At 74.6% G+C, this 21,360-nt stretch carries 14 protein-coding genes and 1 pseudogene; 2 read left to right on the forward strand and 13 right to left on the reverse strand.

The window, feature by feature from the left end; genetic code table 11:
* Window positions 1-847, forward strand: a pseudogene (locus ACFWA9_RS16915) (hypothetical protein); the annotation flags it as partial.
* Between the two features lie 849 nt (window positions 848-1,696).
* Here the strand turns inward: ACFWA9_RS16915 and ACFWA9_RS16920 are convergent.
* Window positions 1,697-2,506, reverse strand: a complete 810-nt coding sequence (locus ACFWA9_RS16920; RefSeq protein ID WP_329486847.1) for an RNA methyltransferase — start codon at window positions 2,504-2,506, stop codon at window positions 1,697-1,699.
* A 263-nt stretch (window positions 2,507-2,769) separates the two neighbouring features.
* Here ACFWA9_RS16920 and ACFWA9_RS16925 point away from each other — a divergent pair, with 263 nt between their 5' ends.
* Window positions 2,770-5,373 carry a SpoIIE family protein phosphatase gene (locus ACFWA9_RS16925; RefSeq protein ID WP_380387916.1) on the forward strand — a complete coding sequence of 868 codons (2,604 nt, stop codon included), beginning with the start codon at window positions 2,770-2,772 and terminating at the stop codon, window positions 5,371-5,373.
* Between the two features lie 104 nt (window positions 5,374-5,477).
* On the opposite strand, the gene cobA is transcribed toward ACFWA9_RS16925, so the two are convergent.
* The 12 genes from cobA to ACFWA9_RS16985 form a co-directional block, all read right to left on the reverse strand.
* Window positions 5,478-6,755 (reverse strand): uroporphyrinogen-III C-methyltransferase, encoded by a 1,278-nt coding sequence (gene cobA / locus ACFWA9_RS16930; RefSeq protein WP_380387918.1) that lies wholly within the window; start codon window positions 6,753-6,755, stop codon window positions 5,478-5,480.
* A 107-nt stretch (window positions 6,756-6,862) separates the two neighbouring features.
* Complete coding sequence (cobT, locus tag ACFWA9_RS16935) at window positions 6,863-10,627, reverse strand: nicotinate-nucleotide--dimethylbenzimidazole phosphoribosyltransferase (protein WP_380387920.1); 3,765 nt, start codon at window positions 10,625-10,627, stop codon at window positions 6,863-6,865.
* 496 nt (window positions 10,628-11,123) lie between these two features.
* Window positions 11,124-12,389, reverse strand: a complete 1,266-nt coding sequence (gene cbiE / locus ACFWA9_RS16940) for a precorrin-6y C5,15-methyltransferase (decarboxylating) subunit CbiE (RefSeq protein WP_380387922.1) — start codon at window positions 12,387-12,389, stop codon at window positions 11,124-11,126.
* Between the two features lie 217 nt (window positions 12,390-12,606).
* Complete coding sequence (locus ACFWA9_RS16945) at window positions 12,607-13,290, reverse strand: GNAT family N-acetyltransferase (RefSeq protein ID WP_329486852.1); 684 nt, start codon at window positions 13,288-13,290, stop codon at window positions 12,607-12,609.
* A 204-nt stretch (window positions 13,291-13,494) separates the two neighbouring features.
* The gene (locus ACFWA9_RS16950) at window positions 13,495-14,322 is read right to left on the reverse strand and encodes a MetQ/NlpA family ABC transporter substrate-binding protein (RefSeq protein ID WP_352290995.1); all 828 of its coding nucleotides are present in this window, start codon (window positions 14,320-14,322) and stop codon (window positions 13,495-13,497) included.
* Between the two features lie 58 nt (window positions 14,323-14,380).
* Window positions 14,381-15,118: a methionine ABC transporter permease gene (locus tag ACFWA9_RS16955; protein ID WP_329486854.1), complete on the reverse strand. Its 738-nt coding sequence runs from the start codon at window positions 15,116-15,118 to the stop codon at window positions 14,381-14,383.
* Window positions 15,115-16,155, reverse strand: coding sequence for an ATP-binding cassette domain-containing protein (locus ACFWA9_RS16960; RefSeq protein ID WP_329486855.1), 1,041 nt, complete (start codon window positions 16,153-16,155; stop codon window positions 15,115-15,117). Before ACFWA9_RS16960 ends, ACFWA9_RS16955 begins: the two co-directional genes overlap by 4 nt.
* A gap of 558 nt (window positions 16,156-16,713) precedes the next feature.
* A complete protein-coding gene (locus ACFWA9_RS16965) occupies window positions 16,714-17,217 on the reverse strand; it encodes a GNAT family N-acetyltransferase (RefSeq protein WP_329486856.1) in 504 nt (167 codons plus the stop codon).
* A gap of 311 nt (window positions 17,218-17,528) precedes the next feature.
* Window positions 17,529-17,786, reverse strand: coding sequence for a hypothetical protein (locus tag ACFWA9_RS16970; protein ID WP_329486857.1), 258 nt, complete (start codon window positions 17,784-17,786; stop codon window positions 17,529-17,531).
* Window positions 17,787-17,902: 116 nt separating this feature from the next.
* Window positions 17,903-19,342: an argininosuccinate lyase gene (argH, locus tag ACFWA9_RS16975; RefSeq protein ID WP_352290993.1), complete on the reverse strand. Its 1,440-nt coding sequence runs from the start codon at window positions 19,340-19,342 to the stop codon at window positions 17,903-17,905.
* A gap of 97 nt (window positions 19,343-19,439) precedes the next feature.
* Window positions 19,440-20,633, reverse strand: coding sequence for an argininosuccinate synthase (locus tag ACFWA9_RS16980; RefSeq protein ID WP_329486859.1), 1,194 nt, complete (start codon window positions 20,631-20,633; stop codon window positions 19,440-19,442).
* A gap of 171 nt (window positions 20,634-20,804) precedes the next feature.
* Window positions 20,805-21,353, reverse strand: a complete 549-nt coding sequence (locus ACFWA9_RS16985) for an arginine repressor (RefSeq protein ID WP_329486860.1) — start codon at window positions 21,351-21,353, stop codon at window positions 20,805-20,807.
* Window positions 21,354-21,360 lie beyond the last annotated feature (7 nt).

Raw genomic sequence — 21,360 nt, forward strand, 5'->3', positions numbered from 1 at the left:
GGACCAACGGCCGGACCGGCCGCGCGGGCAGGCCCGCGACCGGCAGCACACGCCCGTCCCCGGCGGCCGCCCGGCCACCGCCCGCCGGCGGTTGCTGCGGCAGCGGCTGGTGGTCTTCGTCACCGTGACGATCGGTGTGGCACTGGCGATCGCGGCGGCGCAGGGGTGCGAGAACCGGGACAACCAGAGCCTCGGTCCGGTCCGCGGCGCCGGGGCCACGGTCAGCGCCGGACCCAACGGGCCCGCCGGGCAGCCGGGCGCCGCCCCGCAGGGGGCCGGGCTCTCGGCGGACGGCGCGGCGCAGTCCGCGACACCGCTGGCGGCGGCGGCCCACGGCAGCGTGGCGGGTGACGGCGCGCTGACGCCGCCGCAGGGCGCCGGGCCGGCGGTGGACTGGCCCAACCGCAGCTACCCCGACCCGGCGGGCGGCCCGGCGATCGCGCTGCGGGACGGCCGCTCGGCGGCGGGGGCGGGGCCCCAGGTCGCGCTCAGCGCCGTCCTCCCGGCCCGCTACAAGGGCGCGGCCGCGGCCCTGGTGGTGCTGCGCCGCGCGGAGGGCTCGGTGCCGGCCGACCTCGTCCAGCTGTTCGCCTTCAACGGGGACGCGCCGGTCGCGCTGGCGTCCCGCTCGTCCGCCGCCGATCCGCAGGCGACCGCCGCCTGGCGGCTCGACAACGGCGCGCTGGTCCGCGAGGAGCGGGCCAACCAGACCGGCGCGGTGGCCTCCACCCGCTACTCGGTGCGGTCGGACGGCACCATCGAGGAGTCCTGGCCCGGCGCCCCCACCACGATCGTCACCCCGCCACCCGCCGCCGCCCCGGCCCCGCCGACGGCCCCCACGGGCTGACCGGCGGGGCAACCGACGCACCGGAAGTCGACCGGGCCGACTTCCTGCTCCCGGGAAGAGCGCTGCCGTTGGCGGCCGACCTGGGCACCGAACGCATCGCCCCGCACCGGAAGTCGGCTCGTCCGACGTCCCACTCCGCTGCGGACCGCGTGTCGTCGGCGGATCCTAAGGGCCGCCCTCGGGGCCGCGCGCGGGAAGTCGGACAGATCGACTTCCTACTCCCCCCGTTGGGCCGTCCCTGCCCGCTGCTGCCGACCGCCTCGGGGACACCGCCGCATCACCCCTGCACGCGAAGTCGGCCCGCCCGACTTCGCCCTCTCCCAGCTGGCTGAGGCGCTCACCGACAGCTCCGGTGGGACGCCCCTAGGCCACCCCCGAGCGCAGGAGGTCGGCCGGGCCGACTTCCTGATCCGCGGCTCAGGGTGTGGATGGCGTGGGCCATCGGGGAGCCAAGGCGGTGCTCCGCCCTGATGAGGGCTCGGTGGAGGGTGCGGGGTGCGGATCGGGCCGAGGGGCCGGAGGTGCGGGCCACGGTGAGGAAGCCGCCGGGCACGCCGCCGGCGTAATCCGCGGCGGCCGGCGGGTCAGGCCGTCGCCCTCCGGGATTGTTCGGCTGGGTGTGGGAGCGGAGGTGACGGGTCAGGCCGCGACGCTGATGGTGTGGCCCACGCCGCGGGCCACACCGGCGGTGCTCCGCGCTGACCTGAGCTCGGTGGAGGGTGCGGGGTGCGGATCAGGCCGAGGGGCCGGAGGTGCGGGCCACGGGGAGGAAGCCGCCGCCGGCGGCCGGCGGGTGAGGCCGTCGCCCGCCGGGGTTTCTCGGCTGGGTGTGGGAGCGGAGGTGACGGGTCAGGCCGGGGCGGTGACGGCGTAGAAGGCCACGGCTGCGGCGGCGCCCACGTTGAGGGAGTCGATGCCGTGGGCCATCGGGATGCGGACGGCGCGGTCCGCGGCGGCCAGCGCCCGGCGGGTGAGGCCGTCGCCCTCCGCACCGAGCATCAGGGCCGCCTTGGGCAGCCGGTGCGGGGCCAGGGCCGCCAGGTCGACGGAGCCCTCGGCGGGGGTCAGGGCGAGCAGCTCGAAACCGGCGGCGCGCACGGTGTCCAGCGCGGCCGGCCAGGGCTCCAGCCGCGCGTACGGGACGGCGAAGACGGCGCCCATGGAGACCTTGACCGCGCGCCGGTACAGCGGATCCGCGCAGTCGGGCGACAGCAGCACGGCGTCCATGCCGAGCGCGGCCGCGCTGCGGAAGATCGCGCCCAGGTTGGTGTGGTCGACCAGGCCCTCCAGCACGGCCACCCGGCGGGCGCCGGCCAGCAGCTCGGCGGCGTCCGGGAGCGGGCGGCGTTCCATCGAGGCGAGCGCGCCGCGGTGGACGTGGTAACCGGTGACCGCCTCGGCCAGCCCCGGTTCGACCACGTGGACGGGGGCGTCGGTGTCGGCGATCACGTCCGCCATCACGTCCAGCCACTTGGCCGTCAGCAGCATCGACCGCATCCGGTACCCGGCGGCCATCGCCCGGCGGATGACTTTCTCGCCCTCGGCGATGAACAGGCCCTCGGCGGGTTCGCGGCGGCGCCGCAGTTCGACGTCGGTCAGGCCGGTGTAGTCGCTCAGGCGCGGGTCGGCGGGATCGGTGATGGTGCTGGGTTCGGACACCCTGCGATCTTGCCAAGCCGGGGTGGAGAAGGCCAAACGGCCCAGGGCGGGATGTGCTTGACCTTGGCCTGTAGGTGTGTGGAGTGCAAATATGACGTATGGCCCGTTTTCCGGGCCGATCATGGGCTCCGTCGGCCTCTGGCACTTTCGGCTCCGCTACGTCTTCCCGTGCCGCTGGTACCGCCGGCTCCTCCGGTGGGCGCCCACACGGTCGGCAACAGCAGCCGAAGGACGCTCGGCCGAGACCGGTACAGCGCCGGTCGGTGGCCGGGCAGGTCTTCGCGCTGCAGGTACTCGTGGTGCTGCTGCTGGTCGCCGCCGCCGTGGTGGCGCTGGTGGTGCAGTCCCGCAACGACGCCCGGCACGAGGCGACCAACCGGTCGGTGGCGGTCGCCCAGACCTTCGCCAACTCACCGGGCATCGTCGAGGCGCTGCACTCCCCCGACCCCACCGCGGTCCTGCAGCCGAAGGCCCAGGCCGCGGCGCTCAACGCGGGAGTGGACTTCATCGTCGTCCTCAACACCGACGGCATCCGCTACACGCACCCCAATCCGGCCCGGATCGGTCAGAAGTTCGTCGGCGACTACGAGCCCGCGCTGCACGGGCAGGTGGTGACCGAGCAGGTCAACGGCACGATCGGACCTCTGGTCCAGGCGATCGTGCCGGTCCGGGCACCGGACGACTCCGTGGTCGGCATGGTCTCGGCGGGGGTCACCATCGCCAACATCAGCAGCGCGAGCGAGCGGCAGCTGCCCGTGGTGCTGGGCGCCGCGGCGGTCGCCATGGGGCTGGCCACCTGCGGGACGGCGCTGGTCAGCCGGCGGCTGCGGCGGCAGACCCACGGGCTGGGCCCGTCCGAGATGACGCGGATGTACGAGCACCACGCGGCGGTGCTGCACGCGGTGCGCGAGGGCGTGCTGATCGTGGCCGGCGACGGGCGGCTGCTGCTCTGCAACGACGAGGCGCGCCGGCTGCTGGCGCTGCCCGCCGACGCCGAGGGGCGGCTGGTGACCGAGCTGGGCCTGGACCGCGCGCCCGAGGAACTGCTGACGGCCAACCGGCCGGTCACCGACGAGGTGGTGCTGGCCGGTGAGCGGCTGCTGGCCGTGAACGTCCGGCTGACCGACCGGGACGGCGGTCCGCCGGGCTGCGTCGCCACCCTGCGGGACTCCACCGAGCTGCTGGCGCTGTCCGGGCGGGCCGAGGTGGCCCAGCGGCGGCTGCGGCTGCTGTACGACGCCGGGGTGTCGGTGGGCAGCTCGCTCGATGTGACGCGGACGGCCGAGGAGCTGGCCCAGGTGGCGGTGCCGCGGTTCGCGGACTTCGTCAGCGTCGATCTGGCCGAGGAGGTGCTGGAGGGCGACGAGCCGGCGCAGGGCCAGCCGCTCGGACAGATGCGGCGGGCGGCGTTCAAGGGCGTCCGGGAGGGCTCGCCGTTCTACCCGGTGGGCACGGTGCTGGCGGTCGTGCCGTCGACGCCGCTGGCGGGCGCGCTGGACACCGGGGAGGCCGGGCTGGAGCCGCGGCTGGCGGAGACGGAGGCCTGGCGGGGGCAGGACCCGGAGCGCTCGGCGCAGGCGCTGGAGTACGGGGTGCACTCGCTGGTGCGGGTGCCGCTGCGGGCGCGCGGGGTGCTGCTGGGGGTGGCGCGGTTCTGGCGGGCGGACCGGCCGGAGCCGTTCGACGAGGAGGACCTGGCGCTGGCCGAGGAGCTGGTCTCGCACGCCGCGGTCTGCATCGACAACGCGCGCCGGTACACCCGCGAGCACGCGATGGCGGTGACGCTGCAGCACAGCCTGCTGCCGCGCAACCTGCCCGCGCAGAACGCGCTGGACGTGGCGCACCGGTACCTGCCGGCGCAGGCGGGGGTGGGCGGCGACTGGTTCGACCTGATCCCGCTGCCGGGCGCGCGGGTCGCGCTGGTGGTCGGGGACGTGGTGGGGCACGGCCTGCACGCGGCGGCGACGATGGGCCGGCTGCGGACGGCGATCCACAACTTCTCGACGCTGGACCTGCCGCCGGACGAGTTGCTCGGGCACCTGGACGAGCTGGTGAACCGGATCGACCAGGAGGAGTCGGCGACCGGCGGGGCGGCGGCGGTCACCGGCGCGACCTGCCTGTACGCCATCTACGACCCGGTGACGCGGCGCTGCACGCTGGCCAGCGCGGGGCACCCGCCGCCGGCGCTGGTCGGTCCGGACGGCCGGGTGGAGTTCCCGGAGCTGCCGACCGGGCCGCCGCTGGGGGTGGGAGCGCTGCCGTTCACGACCGCCGAGCTGGAGGTGGCCGAGGGCAGCCGACTGGTGCTCTACACCGACGGACTGGTGGAGGACCGCGACCGGGACATCGACGAGGGGCTGGAGATGCTGCGGGCCGCGCTCACCGGGCCGCCGCGCACTCCCGAGCAGACCTGCGCGGACGTGCTGGGCGCGATGCTGCCGGCAAGGCCGCAGGACGACATCGCGCTGCTGGTGGCGCAGACCCGGGCGCTGGCGTCCGACCAGGTGGCGGAATGGGAGGTGCCGTCCGACCCGGCCGCGGTCGGCGAGGTGCGGGCGGCGGTGGCGGAGCGGCTGGCGCAGTGGGGGCTGGACGAGGCGGCGTTCGTCACCGAGCTGATCCTGAGCGAGCTGGTGACCAACGCGATCCGGTACGGGCGCGGGCCGATCCGGGTCCGGCTGCTCCGCGACCGGGCGCTGATCTGCGAGGTGTCCGACGCCAGCAGTACGTCGCCGCACCTGAAGTACGCGGCCACCACGGACGAGGGCGGGCGCGGGCTCTTCCTGGTCGCGCAGTTCGCGGACCGCTGGGGCACCCGTTACACGGCCGGCGGCAAGGTGATCTGGACCGAGCAGCCGTTGGAGTGAGGCCGGGCGCGCGGGGCGCGGTGCGGAGTGGGAAGTCGGCCGGGCCGACTTCCCACTCCTCGGTCGATCAGGCGGGCACGGCTGATCAGACGCGCACGGGTTGGTCAGGCGTGCACGGCGGGGGCCAGGACGTTGACCACGTCACCGATGACGATCACGGCGGGGGGCTTGATCCGCTCCGCCTCGACGGTGGCCGCGACCGTGGCGAGGGTGGCGTCCACCCGGCGCTGGGCCGAGGTGGTGCCCTCCTGGACGACCGCCACCGGGGTGTCGGCCGGGCGGCCGCACTCGATCAGCTTGTCGGCGATCGCGCCGATCTTGTCGACGGCCATCAGCAGCACCAGGGTGCCGGTCATCCGCGCGACGGCCTCCCAGTTGGTCAGCGAGCGTTCGTCGGCCGGGCCGACGTGCCCCGAGATCACGGTGAACTCGTGCGTCATCCCGCGGTGGGTCACCGGCACGCCGGCCGAGGCCGGCACGCTGATCGAGCTGGAGATGCCCGGCACCACGGTGACCGGCAGCCCGGCCTCCGCGCAGGCCAGCAGCTCCTCGCCGCCGCGCCCGAACACGTACGGGTCGCCGCCCTTGAGCCGGACGACGAACTTGCCGGCCTTGGCGTGCTCGATGAGCGTCCGGTTGATCGCCTCCTGGGCCATGAACCGGCCGTACGGGATCTTGGACGCGTCGATCACCTCGACGTGCTCGGGCAGCTCGGCGAGCAGCTCGCGCGGGGCGAGCCGGTCCGCGACCACCACGTCGGCGTCGGCCAGCAGCCGGCGCCCGCGCACGGTGATCAGGTCCGGGTCACCAGGACCGCCGCCGACCAGGGCGACGCTCCCCGTGCCCGGCCGCCCGGCGGCGCCCCCGACCCCGTGCGAGCGGTACTGGCGGGCGGCCAGCGAGCCGTCCCGCAGGCCGTCCACGATGGCGTCGCGCAGGGCGGCGGAGTGCCTCGGGTCACCGGTGAGGACGGCGACGGTGGCGCCCGCGTCGCGGCCGCTGGCCGGGGTCCAGGCGGTGGCGGCGGCCGCGTCGTCGCTGCGGGCGCAGAACACCCGCTCGCGCTCCGCCTCGGTGCTGACCGCGGCGTTGACCGCCGGGTCGTCGGTGGCGACCAGCGCGTACCAGCTGTCGGCCAGGTCGCCGTCCCGGTAGCGGCGCTCGTGCCAGGTGAACTCCCCGGCGTCGGCCATCGCCTGGACGGCGGGCGTGGTGGTCGGCGATATCAGGTGCAGGTCCGCACCGGTGGCGATCAGCGCGGGGAGCCGGCGCTGGGCCACGTGGCCGCCGCCGACCACGACGACGCGGCGGCCGGCGAGCAGCAGGCCCACCGGGTACGGGGTCCGGCCCTCGGTGCCGGGGTGCGGGTGGGGCGCGGTCATGGGCAGGGCTCCTGAATCAACGTGAGGGTGCGGTGGGGGTACGGCGCGGCACCGCTCCGCGCGCCGGCGCGCCCTCGGGCCGGTTCACGGAGCGGTGCGGACGGTCGTCAGGCCTTCTCGGTGACCCCGGCGGAGTCGAACGTGGCTACATCGTGCATCGCCCGGGCCGCACTCTGCACCAGCGGCAGGGCCAGCAGGGCGCCGGTGCCTTCGCCGAGCCGCAGGTCGAGGTCGATCAGCGGACGCAGGCCGAGCTTGGCCAGCGCGGCCTGGTGGCCGGGCTCCGCCGAGCGGTGGCCGGCGATGCAGGCGGCGAGCACCTCGGGCGCGATCGCCTTGGCGGCCAGCGCGGCCGAGCCGGCGATGACGCCGTCCAGGATGACCGGGGTGCGCAGCGAGGCGGCGCCGAGCAGGAAGCCGGCGATGGCCGCGTGCTCCAGACCGCCGACGGCGGCGAGGACGCCGATCGGGTCGGCCGGGTCCGGCTGGTGCAGGGCGAGCGCGGCGCGGACGACCTCGACCTTGCGGGCGTGCGTCGCGTCGTCGATGCCGGTGCCGCGGCCGGTGACCTCGGCCGGGTCCAGCCCGGTGAAGACCGAGATCAGGGCGGCGGAGGCGGTGGTGTTGGCGATGCCCATGTCACCGGTGACCAGGGCCTTGTTGCCGGCGGCGACGAGGTCACGGGCGGTCTCGATGCCGATCTCGACGGCCTTGAGGGCCTCGTCCCGGGTCATCGCCGGGCCCTGGGTCATGTCCCCGGTGCCGGGCCTGACCTTGCGCGGCAGCAGGCCGGTGGTCCGGCCCTGCTGGATGGCGTCGGGGAGCTCGGCGGCGACGCCGACGTCGACCACGCAGACCTCGGTGCCGATCTGCTTGGCGAAGGCGTTGATCACCGCGCCGCCGGCCAGGAAGTTGCCGACCATCTGGGCGGTGACCTCCTGCGGCCAGGGGCTGACGCCCTGGGCGTGGACACCGTGGTCGCCCGCGAAGATCGCCACGCAGGCGGGCTCCGGGATCGGCGGCGGGCACTTGCGGGACAGCCCGGACAGCTGAGCGGAGATGATCTCCAGCATGCCGAGCGAGCCGGCCGGCTTGGTCATCCGCTTCTGGCGGTCCCAGGCCTCGCCGAGGGCCTTGGCGTCGAGCGGGCGGATGCCGCGCAGGGTCTCGGAGAGCAGGCTGTGCGGCTCCTCGCCGGGCAGCGCGCGGTTGCCGTACTGCTCCTCGTGGACGACCCAGGAGAGCGGGCGCTTCTTGGCCCAGCCCTGCTGCTGGAGCTCCGGCTCGTCCGGGAAGGCGTCGACGTAGCCGACGCAGAGGTAGGCGACGACCTCCAGGTGCTCGGGCAGGCCGAGCTCGCGGACCATCTCCTCCTCGTCGAAGAAGCTCACCCAGCCGACGCCGAGGCCTTCGGCGCGGGCGGCCAGCCAGAGGTTCTCGACGGCCAGGGCGGCCGAGTAGGGGGCCATCTGGGGCTGGGTGTGCCGGCCGAGGGTGTGGCGGCCGCCGCGGGTGCGGTCGGCGGTGACCACGATGTTGACGGGCGTTTCGAGGATCGCCTCGATCTTGATTTCCTTGAACTGCTTGGCCCGGCCCTTGGGGAGCGAGTCCGCGTAGGCCTCGCGCTGGCGCTCGGCCAGTTCGTGCATCTTGCGACGGGTCTTGGCCGAGCGGATCACGACGAAGTCCCAGGGCTGGGAGTAGCCGACGCTGGGCGCGGTGTGGGCGGCCTCCAGGACGCGGATCAGCACCTCGTGCGGAATCTGGTCCGGGCGGAAGCCGTTGCGGATGTCGCGGCGCTCGCGGATCACCTGGTGGACGGCCTCGCGGCCGGCGTCGTCGTAGCCGGGGGCGGCCGGGCCACGCGGCTCGGCGGGCTCCTCCGCGGGCTCCTCGGCGACGGGCTCGGCAGTGACAGGCTCCTCGGTGACGGGCTCGGCGGCTTCGGCGGGGTCGGCCGCCTCGGCGGGCTCCGCGGCCTCGGCGCTTCCGGCCTCCGCGTCGGGGGCGGCGGCGTCGGCCCCGGCGGCCTCGGGCTCGCTCTCGGCGGCCGGCTGCTCCGCAGGGGCCTCAGGGACCTCCGCGGCGGCCTCGGGAGCCGTCTCGGGCTCCACCGGCTCCCCCACGGCCGCGGGCTCGGCGACAGCCCCCTCCGGGCCCGGAGCCGGGGCGGCGGCCTCAGCCTCGGCCTCCGCCGGCGCCTCCTGCGGCTGCTCGGGCTCCGCGACGGCGACGGCGACGGCCTGGCCGGACGGCATCTCGCCGGTGCCGACGGCGGTCTCGGCGGACTCCTCGGCGGCGGCCTCGACGACCGTCCCGGCGGCGGCCTCGGCCGGGCTCTCGCCTTCGGCAGGGGCCTGGCCCTCGGTGACGACCGACGCCTGCTCGACGGCGTCCGGCTCCTGGGGGGCCGGCGCCTGCTCGACGGCGGGCTGCTCGACAGCGGGCTGCTCAACGGCGACCGGCTCGGCGGCGGGCTGCTCCGGGGCGGTGTCCGGCACCGGCTCGGCGGCGGGCGCCTGGGCCTGCTCGACGACCGCTATGGGGACGGCGTGCCGGCCCTCGCCCTCCGCGACGGCCTGGACCGGCTCGGTGCCCTCGACCTGCGGGAGGCCGTGCGGGGTCGGTGCGGCGAGGAAGGCGGAGATCCGGCGGGGCTGACCGGCCTGGGCGGCCGGCTGCTGCGGCGCGGCCTGGGCGGCGTCGGGCGCCTGCGCCTCGGCGGCCACGGGCTCGGCGACAGCGGGCTCGACGACAGCGGGCTCGACGGCAGCGACCTGCTCGACGGCGACCGGCTCGGCGGCGACGGCCTCGGCGGGCAGGGCTTCGGTCTGCTCGGCGACCGGCACCTGCACCGGCACCTGCTCCACGACGGCCGCGGGCTCCACGACGGCGTCGGCGGCCGGCGCCGCGACGGGCGCCTCGGCGGTCAGCCCGGCGTCGGCGACCGGAGCGGCCACCTCCACCGCGTCCACCGGCTGCGCGGCCGGTTCGGCGTACTGCGGGGCCTGCGGGGCCTCCTGGACCGGCGGCACGGCCTGGGGCGGCTGGACCGGGGCCACCGGCTGCTGCGCCGGCTGGGCCTGCACGGGCGCGGTGGCCTGCGGCTCCGGCTGCCCGGCGAAGACCGGGATGCCGTGCGCGGGCGTGCCGCCCTGCGACGGGCCGCGGTCGGCGAGCGAGCGCACCGGGACCTGGCCGGTCATCAGCGAGGGGTCCGGGATCGGGGGCCCGGCGTGCAGCGGGCGGCGGGGCTGCTGAGCCGCCGTCAGCTGGTCCTGGCCCTGCGCCTGGAGCGGCGGCTGGACCTGCTGCGGCACCGCGGCCTGGAGCGGCACCGGCTGGACCTGCTGGGCGGCCGGGTCGGCCGCGCCGAGGACCGGCGGCTCCAGCGGCGGCCAGGACGGCTCGACCGGCGTACCGGGTACGGCCTGCTGCTCGGCGCTCTGCTCACCGGGACCGGCCGCCAGCGGCTCGCCCCAGGAACCCTGCGGACCGGGCATCAGCAGGACGTCGTCCTCGTCGTCGAGGGGGTCCGGCTGGTCCGGCTGGTCCAGGAAGTGGAACGCGGGGCGCGGGGCGCCCTGGTCGACCCCCCAGCCCTCGCCGGGCGCCTGGACGCCGTAGCCGGGCACGCCGATCGGCTGCGGCTGACCGCCGGGGCCCTGCGCGGGAAACATGCCGATGCCCTGGCCCACCGCTCCGGGCAGGCCGTTCCCCGGCGCCGCCGGGTTCGGGATCAGGCCGCCGTCCGGTGCGACGCCCTGCCCCGGCGCGACAGTGGAGACGCCCTCCGGGCCGCCGAGAGGGTCGGGCCCGGCGAGCAGGTGCTCCGGCAGTCCCTCGTTCGGAACGTGGCCGCCATCGGTCATGTCAAAGCTCCTTCCAGGCCGCTGCCGCGCCCTTGGCGACGCGATCACCGACCGCAGCGCCCATCCGCACGGGCCGGGCCCTGGAACCGGACCCGCCCCTCAACCACATGCGGCCGCCGCGCCGAGGCGCTGCGGCCGAATTCCTTCCGGCGCGCTGCGGCACCCCGGCCCGCGCGCCACCCGGGTGGGAAGGCGCGCCATCTGAGACAACGACAAGGCGGGGCGACCGGCAACGACCGCACCGGACCCTACGGCATTCTCCAGGTCCGGCACGCGGCCCGTCGAATTGCCCACACTCCGAGCCGTTCCGGGTTGCACCGCGTCAAAAAGGCGACAAACCGACCGGATCGGGCGGGCCCCCGGACGCCGCAGCCGTCCCGGACGCCACACTACCGGCCCGGCGCCGTCACCTCTCGAATCGGTGTCCGGATGCGACCTGGATCACCGCCGGACCCCGCAATCGCCACCGGGGCGGCCGGGCGACGGCACCCGGTCTTCACACGATCTGCTCACCCCAGAGCAGGAGCACGCCGGGCTCGCCCGCCGCGAGCCCCAGGCCGCCGTCCGCCCCGACCGGGCGCAGCGGCGCGGACTGGAGCAACGCGCCGTCGGCGCGGTAGCCGGCCCCGGTGACGGCGCGGCGGATCTCCTCGGCCTCGGCGAGGGTGCGGGCCACCGCCGCGAAGCGCTCGGGCCGGCGGGCCAGGACGGCGCGCACCACCTCGATGCCGCCGGCCTCGACGACGGCCGCGTCGGGCTCCGGCAGGCCGCCGAGCACCTCCGGGCCGGAGCCGTGGACGGTCTCCACCTCGACGCCGAAGCGGCGGGCGTTGACCGTCAGCCGGGCGCAGGCGGAGCGGGAGGCCTCGACCGCGACGACGGCCGCGCCGAACCGGGCGGCCTCCACGGCGAGGGCGCCGCTGCCCGCGCCGACCGACCAGACCAAGTCCCCCGGACGGACACCCAGACGGGCCAGTACGAGGGCGCGCGCGTGCGCGGGCAGCGCCTCCGGCGCGCCGGGCGCGTCCTCCGCGCGCCCGGCGCCCGTGTAGGCGTCGCCGGGGAGCGCCCAGCCGCGGTCCGGGCCGGGGTAGCCGACCGGGCGGCCGGCCAGCCAGCCGGCCGCCTCGCCCACCGCGCCCGCCTGCGGACCGCCGCCGTTGCCGCCGATGACCAGCACCACGTTGGGGTCGCGCCAGATGTGGTCGGCGACCCGGTCGGAGGTGAGGACGGTGACGTCCTCCTCGGGGGTGCCGAGGGCCTCGCAGACCACGAAGGTGCGGTGCACCCCGCGCAGCATCAGGGCGAGTTCGCTCGGTCCGGCGCCGGGTGCGGTGAGCACGGCGACCTTGGCGTTGGCCCGGCAGATGTTGGCGGCCCGGCGCAGCCGTCCGCCGTGGGCGCTGACCACCTGGGCGTCCTCCCAGGGCATGCCGGCCCGGGCGAAGGCGACGGCGACCGAGGAGACGGCGGGCAGGACTTCGAGTTCGAGGCCGTACTCGGGGCGGCGCAGGGTGCGCACGACGCCGAAGAAGCCCGGGTCGCCCTCGGCCACCACCACGGCGGCGCCGCGGTGTTCGGCGATCCGGCGGGCCGCGAGCCCGACGTTGCCGAGCACGAGCCGCTCCGCGCTCGGGGGCACCGGGAGGGCGTTGAGCTGGTAGGGGGCGCCGGCCACCAGGGTGGCCGCGGCGAGTGCCGCGCCGGCGGCCTCGGTCAGCGGGGTGCCGTCCCACCCGATGACCGTGATCCGGTCAGCCATCTGCGGCCGTTCTCCCTCGCCTCGGTGCGCCGACATGCCGCGCCCGCTTACGGCGCCGTGGGAGAGGCTACCGGGTGCGTTCCCCTCGGCGCCGACTTCTCGCACACATGTCCGCCGTTCGTCGGCCGCCGCTCCCCCGCCGGTCACCGTGCGGCCCACCGGTCACCGTGCGCCGGCTGGTCACCGTGCGGCCCGCCCGGGCCCGGACGACGGCGGGTCAGTCGCGCAGGACGTAGCGGTGGTCGTCGTGCCAGGCGCTCTCCGGCTCCGCCGGGTTCTCCATGTCCTCGGGGAGCAGGCTCCACAGGATGAGGTCGCTGCGGCTCTCGGCCGCGCTCCGGTGGCCGGACGGCACCTCCGCGGTGTGCGTACCGGCTCCGACGGACTCGGCCGGTTCGCCGCGCACTATCCAGGCGCTGCGCAGTACGCCCTCGCTGATGGCGCCGACCTTCTGGGCGACCTGCTGGGCGGCGGTGTTGCCGGCGGCGGTGCGCATCTCCAGGCGCAGGAAACCGCGGTCCTCGAACAGCCACTGGGCGGTGCCCAGGACGGCCTCGGGCGCGTAGCCCTCGCCGCGCGCCCAGGGGGCGGTGACGTAGGCGATCTCGGTGGAGCGCAGCCGCCAGTCGGTGTTGCGCAGCTCGACCAGGCCGACCAGGCGCTGGGTGAGGTGTTCGGTGACGGCGAAGACGATGCCGCGGCCGGCCGCCCGGTGGGCGGGGGCGAGGGTGCGGGCGAGTTCGGCGGCGTAGGCCTCGGTGAAGGGGTACGGGAGGTCGGTCCAGGCGAGGACGAGTTCGTCGGCCGTCATCGCGGCGAGGCCGGGGGCGTCGTTCTCCGCAAGGGGGCGCAGCAGCAGCCGCTCGGTGCTGATGGCGGTCTCGGGGAAGCTCGCTGCCATGCCGTCTCTCCTCGCCGGTCGTGGACACACCGTACGCCTCACCGGTACCCCGGATGTCGCGCGGTGCGCGGACCGCACGACGGTACGTCAGAACGCGGTCTGTCAGGGCGTCACTGGTGCATACTGCCCGACCGGGCCCCCGCCGAGGTGCGGCGGGGGCCCGGTCGTGGACGTGCGGTTCGGCGGTGCCGGTGGGTCCGCCGGTCAGAACGCCGGGATGACGGAACCCTTGAAGGTGTCGTCGATGTACTTCTTGACCTCGGCGGAGTGGAGCAGCTCGGCGAGCTTCTTGACCCGGGGGTCGTTCTCCTTGCCCTGCTTGACCGCGAGGATGTTGGCGTAGGGGTTGCCCTCGGCCTTCTCCAGCAGCAGCGAGTCGCCGGCGGGCTTGAGGCCGGCGTCGAGGGCGTAGTTGCCGTTGATCACGGCGGCGTCGAGGTCGTCGATGGAGCGGGGCAGCTGGGCGGCCTCCAGCTCCTTCCACTTGAGGTTCTTCGGGTTGCCGGTGATGTCCTGCGGGGTCGCGGCGGTGCCGACGCCGGCCTTGAGGGTGATCACGTTGTTGTCGGCGAGCAGCTTGAGCGCGCGGCCCTCGTTGGTGGCGTCGTTGGGCAGGCCGACGGTGGCGCCGTCCTTGAGGTCGCCGATCGCCTTGACCTTCTTCGAGTACACGCCCAGCGGCTCCAGGTGGACCGGCTCGACGGAGACGATCTGGGTGCCGTGCTTCTTGTTGAAGTCCTCCAGGTACGGCACGTGCTGGAAGTAGTTCGCGTCAGCCGAGCCGTCCTGCACCGCGGTGTTGGGGGTCACGTAGTCGGTGACCTCCTTGATGGTGAGCTTGAGGCCGGCCTTGTCCGCGAGGTTGTCCTTGACGAACTTCAGGACCTGCCCGTGCGGGGTGGGGCTGGCGACCACGGTGAGCGGGGCGTTGGGGTCGGAGGAGCCGGACGAGCCGGAGCTTCCGCAGGCCGCCAGCGAGAGGGCGATGCCGGCCGTGGCGAGGACGCTGGTGAACTTCAGGGCGTTGCGCACGAAAAGTGCCTTTCTGCGTGATACGGGGAGCCGGGTCCGGAATCGGACGCCGGGAGGTCTAGAGGGCGACGAGGTCCTCGTCGGGGGCGGCCGGGGTCGTGCCGCGCGGGCGGAGCAGGCGGGTCCGGCCGCCGGTGCGCCCGCGGTTGGCGAGCCGGCCCACGGCCCAGTCGCCGAGCAGCTGCACCAGGGTCACGATGATCACCAGCTCCGCGACGATGATCCACATGAAGGCGGTCTCGAAGCGGAAGTAGCCGTAGTTGATGGCGAGGGTGCCGAGGCCCCCGCCGCCGACCACGCCGGCCATCGCGGAGTAGCTGATCAGCGTGATGACCGTGGTGGTGACGGAGGCGGTCAGGCCGGGCAGCGACTCCGGGAGCAGCGCCTTGCGGACGATGGTCCAGGTGGAGGCGCCCATGGCCTGCAGGGCCTCGACCAGGCCGCGGTCGACCTCGCGCAGGGAGGTCTCGACCAGCCGGGCGAAGAAGGGGATCGCGCCGATGGTGAGCGGCACGGTCGCGGCCTCCCAGCCGATGGAGGTGCCGACCAGCCAGCGGGTGAAGGAGATCAGGGCGATCATCAGGATGATGAACGGCACCGAGCGGACGATGTTCACGATCGCGCCGAGCACCTTGTTGACCGGCCGGTTCTGCAGCAGCCCGCCCTTGTCGGTGAGCACCAGCAGGACGCCGAGCGGCAGGCCGAGCAGGACGGTGCCGGCGGTGGCGACGCCGACCATCTGGAGGGTCTCCCAGGTGGCGGGCCACATCAGTTCCTGCATCTGGTCCCAGGTCATGCCACCGCTCCGCTCGCCTTGTCGATGCCGGTCGTGTCGAGCACGTCCACCTGCAGGCCCTGCTCGCGCAGGAACCCGATCGGCACCACGTTGTCCTGGTGGCCGCCGGGGAGTTCGACCCGCATCCGGCCGACCATGCGGCCGGCGATGGTCTCGACAGCGGCGCCGAGGATGTTGATGTCGATCTGGTAGGTGCGGGCGAGCTGGGAGACGAAGGGCTGGGCGGAGCTGTCGCCCTGGAAGGTGATCTCCAGCACCGTGCGGCCGGGGTGGCCGGTGCCGAACTCGCTGAGCGGGAAGAGCTCGCGGGCGAGTTCCGAACCGGGCTTGGCCAGCAGGTCGGTGAGCTCGCCGGACTCGACCACCCGGCCGCCGCGCATCAGGGCGGCGGAGTCGCAGACGGACTTGATAACGTCCATCTCGTGGGTGATCAGCAGGACGGTCAGGCCGAGCTGCTGGTTGAGGTCGCGCAGCAGCTTGAGGATCGAGCGGGTGGTCTCCGGGTCGAGGGCCGAGGTGGCCTCGTCGGAGAGGAGCACCTTGGGGTCGCCGGCGAGGGCGCGGGCGATGCCGACGCGCTGCTTCTGGCCGCCGGAGAGCTGGCCGGGGTAGCTGCGGGCCTTGTCGCCGAGGCCGACCAGGTCGAGCAGTTCGGCGGCCTTGCGGCGGCGCTCGGTGCGGTCCAGGCCGACGATCTCCAGCGGGAGCTCGACGTTCTGCTGCACGGTGCGGGAGGCGAGCAGGTTGAAGTGCTGGAAGACCATGCCGATCCGGCGGCGTGCCTCGCGCAGCTCCTTGCCGGCCCGGTTCTCACCGCCGGCGAGCGCGGTGAGCTCGACGCCGTCCACGGTGACGGTGCCGGAGCTGGGGCGCTCCAGCATGTTGACGCAGCGGATGAGGGTGGACTTGCCGGCGCCGCTGGTGCCGACGACTCCGTAGACCTCGCCGGGGCGCACGTGCAGGTCGACGCCGGCGAGGGCGGTCACCTCGCGGCCGCGGGAGCGGTAGACCTTGGTGAGGTCCGTGGTGGTGATCACAGCTGCTTCCGTGGGTCGGGGGCGGACGGCGTGGAGCCGCCGGACCGGGTTGCGGTCGGCGGGACGGACGGCGTCGCACCGGGGGGATCCGGACCTGCCACCCCTTGATCGTCGCCGCTGGGCGGCCGGGCCGCGCGACGGCGTGGCCCTAACGAGTCATCAGGGACGACCGCCGGCCCGTGGCCGGGCAGGCGGACGGAGCGGGTGGTGCTCCACAGGCTGGGGCGTGCTCGCACTGACGGGAGCAGGCCGGGTCTCGCTTCGGGGCGCGAGGGGGAGGGCCCCGGCCGACGGCCGGGGAGGGGACGGTGGCCCTCAGCGGTGACACATTCGACGACACATGGCGCGCTCACCTGCCGGCAGTGTGCCGGTGGGGGTCCATTTCGTCGTCGCAGTCATGTGAGCCAGTAAATCAGAAGGTTCGACTTCGTCCCAACTATTCGGATTCGCTGTCCGCAATACGGACAGCCACCCCTGTGAGCTGCTGCGATGCACCTCGGCGCCGCCCCCGGATCGTCCGGATGATGGCGGCGCCGGGTAACGGCGACGGCGCGGGGCTCAGGCGGTCGCGGCGAGCGGCGCCACCGCGGGCTTCTCCAGGTGGACCAGGCCCGGCCCGCCGTCGACCTGCTCGACGGCGGTCTGGCGGTAGCCCTGACGGGTGTAGAGGCGCAGGTTGCCCAGGCTGCGGTGGCCGGTGAACAGGCGGTACGCCGTCACCGGGCGGCCGTCGGCGGCGAGGCGGCGCTCCAGGGCCTCCAGCAGGCGGCCGCCGAGGCCGTGGCGCTGCATCCGGGGGTGGACGACCAGGCGCCCTATCCGGCCGATGCCGTCGGGGCCGATCCGGCCGCGGACGGTGCCGACCACCTCGTCACCGAGCCGGGCGACCAGGACGTACTGCTCGGTGAGCTCCTCGCGCAGGCTCTCCAGGGTCTGCGTCAGCGGCTCCAGGCTCCAGTCGCCGTACAGCTCGGCCTCGCTCTGGTAGCCGAGGTACTGCAGCTTGAGGATCTGCTCCGCGTCCTCGGTGTCCGCCACCGAGATGATCACGCTCATGCCCATGTGCTGGGGCCTCCCCATCGTCGTGCCCGGCGCGCAGAGTGAGGGTGTCGCACCGGATGCCCTGCCGGAGATGTCCCGGCCGGGGATCGGTCCTGGCCGGGGGTGGCGCACGAACGCGCCCGTCGGGCGGCCCGGTGGGGCCACGGCGACGGCGACGCGCTCACGCTCAGTATCCGAGTGATCGCGCCGCCGTCAAGAGCCGCGTTCGCCAGCGCTCTACCCGCGCGTCAGCTGCTCTCAACCTTCCGGCCGTACGACGTGGCGAGGGTCACGTCGCACCGCCCGGGGCGACGGCCGCGGGCCCGGGCCGGCTACGGATAGCGCTCGGCGTGCAGAACGGCCCGCAGGCAGGCGAGGCAGCGGGACCGGGTGGGGCCGATCGAGCCGCGCGGCATGCCGAGCCGCGCGGAGAGCTCGCGGTAGGTCGGCGGCGGGTCCTCGGCGAGGGCGGCGACGAGCTGCGGGCAGCGGCCCGGCAGGGCGGCCACCGCCGCCCGGACGGCGCGGCGCCGCAGCGCGGCGAGGACCTCGTCCTCGGCGGACGGGACGACGGGAAGGATGGTGCACATACCGTGCATGACCTGCTCCGGGCCGGGCCGGTTACGGCCCACCGGGCGTGAGCACCCGAAGGGGGCGCGGCGCTCGATCCGCCACGCCCCCTTCGAGGGGTACCGCCTCGGGGGTGTCAGCCCTGGACCCACTCCTCCTGGAGCGCCAGGTCGTCCTTCACCTCGGCGAGCTGGACGGCCACCGCCGAGGGGGCCGTGCCGCCGCGGCCGTTGCGCGAGGCGATCGCGCCGTGGACGCTGAGCACCGAGCGGACGTCGGGCGTCAGGTGCTCGGAGATCCGCGCGAACTGCTCGTCCGTCAGGTCGGAGAGCTCGATGCCCTGCTGCTCGCAGACCTTGACGCAGGCACCGGCGACCTCGTGCGCGACCCGGAACGGCACGCCCTGCCTGACCAGCCACTCGGCGATGTCGGTGGCGAGCGAGAAGCCCGCCGGGGCGAGCTCCTCCAGCCGGTCCCGGTGCACGGTGAGGGTGGCCATCATGCCGGTGAAGGCCGGCAGCAGCACCTCCAGCGTGTCGCAGGAGTCGAAGACCGGCTCCTTGTCCTCCTGGAGGTCCCGGTTGTAGGCGAGCGGCAGCGCCTTCAGCGTCGCCAGCAGGCCGGTCAGGTTACCGATCAGCCGGCCGGACTTGCCGCGGGCCAGCTCGGCGATGTCCGGGTTCTTCTTCTGCGGCATGATCGAGGAGCCGGTGGAGAAGGCGTCGTGCAGGGTGATGAAGCCGAACTCCTTGGTGTTCCAGATGATCACCTCCTCCGCGATCCGGGAGAGGTTGATCCCGATCATCGCGGTGACGAAGGCGAACTCGGCGACGAAGTCGCGCGAGGCCGTCCCGTCGATGGAGTTGCCGACCGAGCCCCGCTCGAAGCCGAGGTCGGCGGCGACCGCCTGCGGGTCGAGGCCGAGCGAGGAACCGGCCAGCGCACCGGAGCCGTACGGGGACACGGCGGTGCGCACGTCCCACTGGCGCAGCCGCTCGGCGTCCCGGCCGAGGGCGTGCACGTGCGCGAGGACGTGGTGGGCGAAGAGCACCGGCTGCGCGTGCTGGAGGTGGGTGCGCCCCGGCATGGCGGTGTGCGGGTGCTCCTCGGCCAGGCCGACCAGGGCGTGCTGGAGGTCGAGGATCAGCCCGCCGATGATCCGGGCGTGGTCGCGCAGGTACATCCGGAACAGCGTGGCGATCTGGTCGTTGCGCGAGCGGCCGGCCCGCAGCTTGCCGCCCAGGTCGGCGCCGAGCCGCTCCAGCAGGCCGCGCTCCAGCGCGGTGTGGACGTCCTCGTCGGCGACGGTGCCGGTGAAGGTGCCGGCCTCGACGTCGGCGAGCAGCTGGTCCAGCCCGGCGAGCATGGCGTCGAGCTCCTCGGCGCTGAGCAGCCCGGCCTTGTGCAGGACGCGGGCGTGGGCCTTCGAGCCGGCGATGTCGTACGGCGCGAGGCGCCAGTCGAAGTGCACCGAGGCGGAGAGCCTGGCGAGCGCCTCGGACGGGCCGTCGGCGAAGCGCGCGCCCCAGAGGCGCAGCTCAGGAGAGTTACTGGCGGCGGTCTGGTCGGCAGGCATCGCTGGGCTCCTTACAAGGTGGCGGGTCGGGGGCGGCCCGGGCGGGGGGGGGGGGCGGCCGGGGCCCGGCAGGTGGTCGGACGACCGGGCGGTCGGCTCAGCCGAGGTCGCGGCGGGCGGCGATCTTCGAGGACATCCCGAAGATCTCGATGAAGCCCTTGGACATCGACTGGTCGAAGGTGTCGCCGGTGTCGTAGGTGGCGAGGTTGAAGTCGTACAGCGACTGGTCGGACTTGCGGCCGTCGACGACGGCCCGGCCGGCGTGCAGCACCATCCGGATCTCGCCGGTGACGTGCTGGTTGGCCTCGTTGACGAAGCCGTCCAGCGCCCGCTTCAGCGGGGAGAACCAGAGGCCGTCGTAGACCAGCTCGGCCCAGCGCTGCTCCACCTGCCGCTTGTAGCGGGCGAGTTCGCGCTCGACGGTGACGTTCTCCAGGGCCTGGTGGGCGGTGATCAGGGCGATCGCGCCGGGGGCCTCGTAGATCTCCCGGGACTTGATGCCGACCAGCCGGTCCTCGACCATGTCGAGCCGGCCGATGCCCTGGGCCCCGGCCCGCTTGTTGAGCTCCTCGATGGCCTGCAGGACGGTCACCTTGCGGCCGTCGATGGCGACCGGGACGCCGGCGTCGAAGGTGATGACCACCTGGTCGGCCTCGCGCGGGGTGGCCGGGTTCTGGGTGTACTCGTAGACGTCCTCGATCGGGGCGTTCCAGATGTCCTCCAGGAAGCCGGTCTCGACGGCGCGACCGAAGACGTTCTGGTCGATCGAGTACGGGGACTTCTTGGTGGTGGCGATCGGCAGGCCCTTGGCCTCGGCGAAGGCGATCGCCTTGTCCCGGGTCATCGCGTAGTCGCGTACCGGGGCGATGCACTTCAGCTGGGGGGCCAGCGACTGGATGCCGACCTCGAAGCGGACCTGGTCGTTGCCCTTGCCGGTGCAGCCGTGGGCGACGGTGGTGGCGCCGTGCTTCTGCGCGGCGGCGACCAGGTGCTTGACGATGGCCGGCCGGGAGAGGGCCGAGACCAGCGGGTACTGGCCCTGGTACAGGGCGTTGGCCTTGATGGCCGGGAGGCAGTACTCGTCGGCGAACTCGTCGCGGGCGTCCGCGACCTCGGCCTCGACGGCGCCGCAGTCCAGCGCCCGCTGGCGGATGACCTCCAGGTCCTCGCCGCCCTGGCCGACGTCGACGGCGACGGCGATGACCTCGGCGCCCGTCTCCTCGGCGATCCAGCCGATGCAGACGGACGTGTCCAGACCGCCCGAGTAGGCGAGTACGACGCGCTCGGTCACGGCTTTCTCCTTCACAACAGTGCGAACAGGCTTACGGCGATAGGCATAAGTATGCACTACACCGTATGGATTTCAAAACCCCTGCCGAGGAACGGGCGAACCGGGGTCACGGGGCGGTGCGTCGGGCGGGCTGAACGGGGCGGGCCCGGGTCGGCCGGGCCCGGCCGGGGGCTACTGGGCCTTGGCCTGGGCGAGCTGCATCAGGTGGTCGGCGAGCGCCTGGCCGCCGGAGGGATCGCGGCTGATCAGCAGGACGGTGTCGTCCCCGGCGATGGTGCCGATGATCTCGAAGACCTCGGCCTGGTCGATCGAGGAGGCCAGGAACTGGGCCGCGCCCGGCGGGGTCCGCAGGACGACGAGGTTGCCGGAGGCGGTGGCGGAGACCATGAGCTCGCCGGCCAGCCGGGCCATCCGGCCCTCGCTCGCCGACTCCCCCATCGGTGCGCGCGGCGTGCGGTCGCCGCCCTCGGCCGGGACGGCGTAAATGAGCGCGCCGTCCCGGTTGCGGATCTTCACCGCACCCAGCTCGTCCAGGTCCCGGGAGAGGGTGGCCTGGGTGACCACCAGTCCGTCGTCGGCGAGCAGCTTGGCGAGCTGGCTCTGCGAGCGCACGGGCTGGCGGGTGAGCAGGTCCACGATTCGCCGGTGGCGCGCGGTGCGGGTCTGCGGGACCTGCGGCGTCGGACCGGCGGCGGGCTGGTCGGCGTGGGGAACGGTCATGTGATTA

Source organism: Kitasatospora sp. NPDC059973 (genome assembly GCF_042737525.1).
Lineage (GTDB): Bacteria > Actinomycetota > Actinomycetes > Streptomycetales > Streptomycetaceae > Kitasatospora.

What these genes read in the sequence shown, in the direction of transcription:
- ACFWA9_RS16970 (WP_329486857.1), bottom strand. Translation starts at nt 17,786, where the DNA reads ATGTGCACCATCCTTCCCGTCGTCCCGTCCGCCGAGGACGAGGTCCTC.
- cobA (WP_380387918.1), bottom strand. Translation starts at nt 6,755, where the DNA reads ATGACCGCGCCCCACCCGCACCCCGGCACCGAGGGCCGGACCCCGTAC.
- ACFWA9_RS16955 (WP_329486854.1), bottom strand. Translation starts at nt 15,118, where the DNA reads ATGACCTGGGACCAGATGCAGGAACTGATGTGGCCCGCCACCTGGGAG.
- ACFWA9_RS16965 (WP_329486856.1), bottom strand. Translation starts at nt 17,217, where the DNA reads ATGGGCATGAGCGTGATCATCTCGGTGGCGGACACCGAGGACGCGGAG.
- ACFWA9_RS16985 (WP_329486860.1), bottom strand. Translation starts at nt 21,353, where the DNA reads ATGACCGTTCCCCACGCCGACCAGCCCGCCGCCGGTCCGACGCCGCAG.
- argH (WP_352290993.1), bottom strand. Translation starts at nt 19,342, where the DNA reads ATGCCTGCCGACCAGACCGCCGCCAGTAACTCTCCTGAGCTGCGCCTC.
- cbiE (WP_380387922.1), bottom strand. Translation starts at nt 12,389, where the DNA reads ATGGCTGACCGGATCACGGTCATCGGGTGGGACGGCACCCCGCTGACC.
- cobT (WP_380387920.1), bottom strand. Translation starts at nt 10,627, where the DNA reads ATGACCGATGGCGGCCACGTTCCGAACGAGGGACTGCCGGAGCACCTG.
- ACFWA9_RS16945 (WP_329486852.1), bottom strand. Translation starts at nt 13,290, where the DNA reads ATGGCAGCGAGCTTCCCCGAGACCGCCATCAGCACCGAGCGGCTGCTG.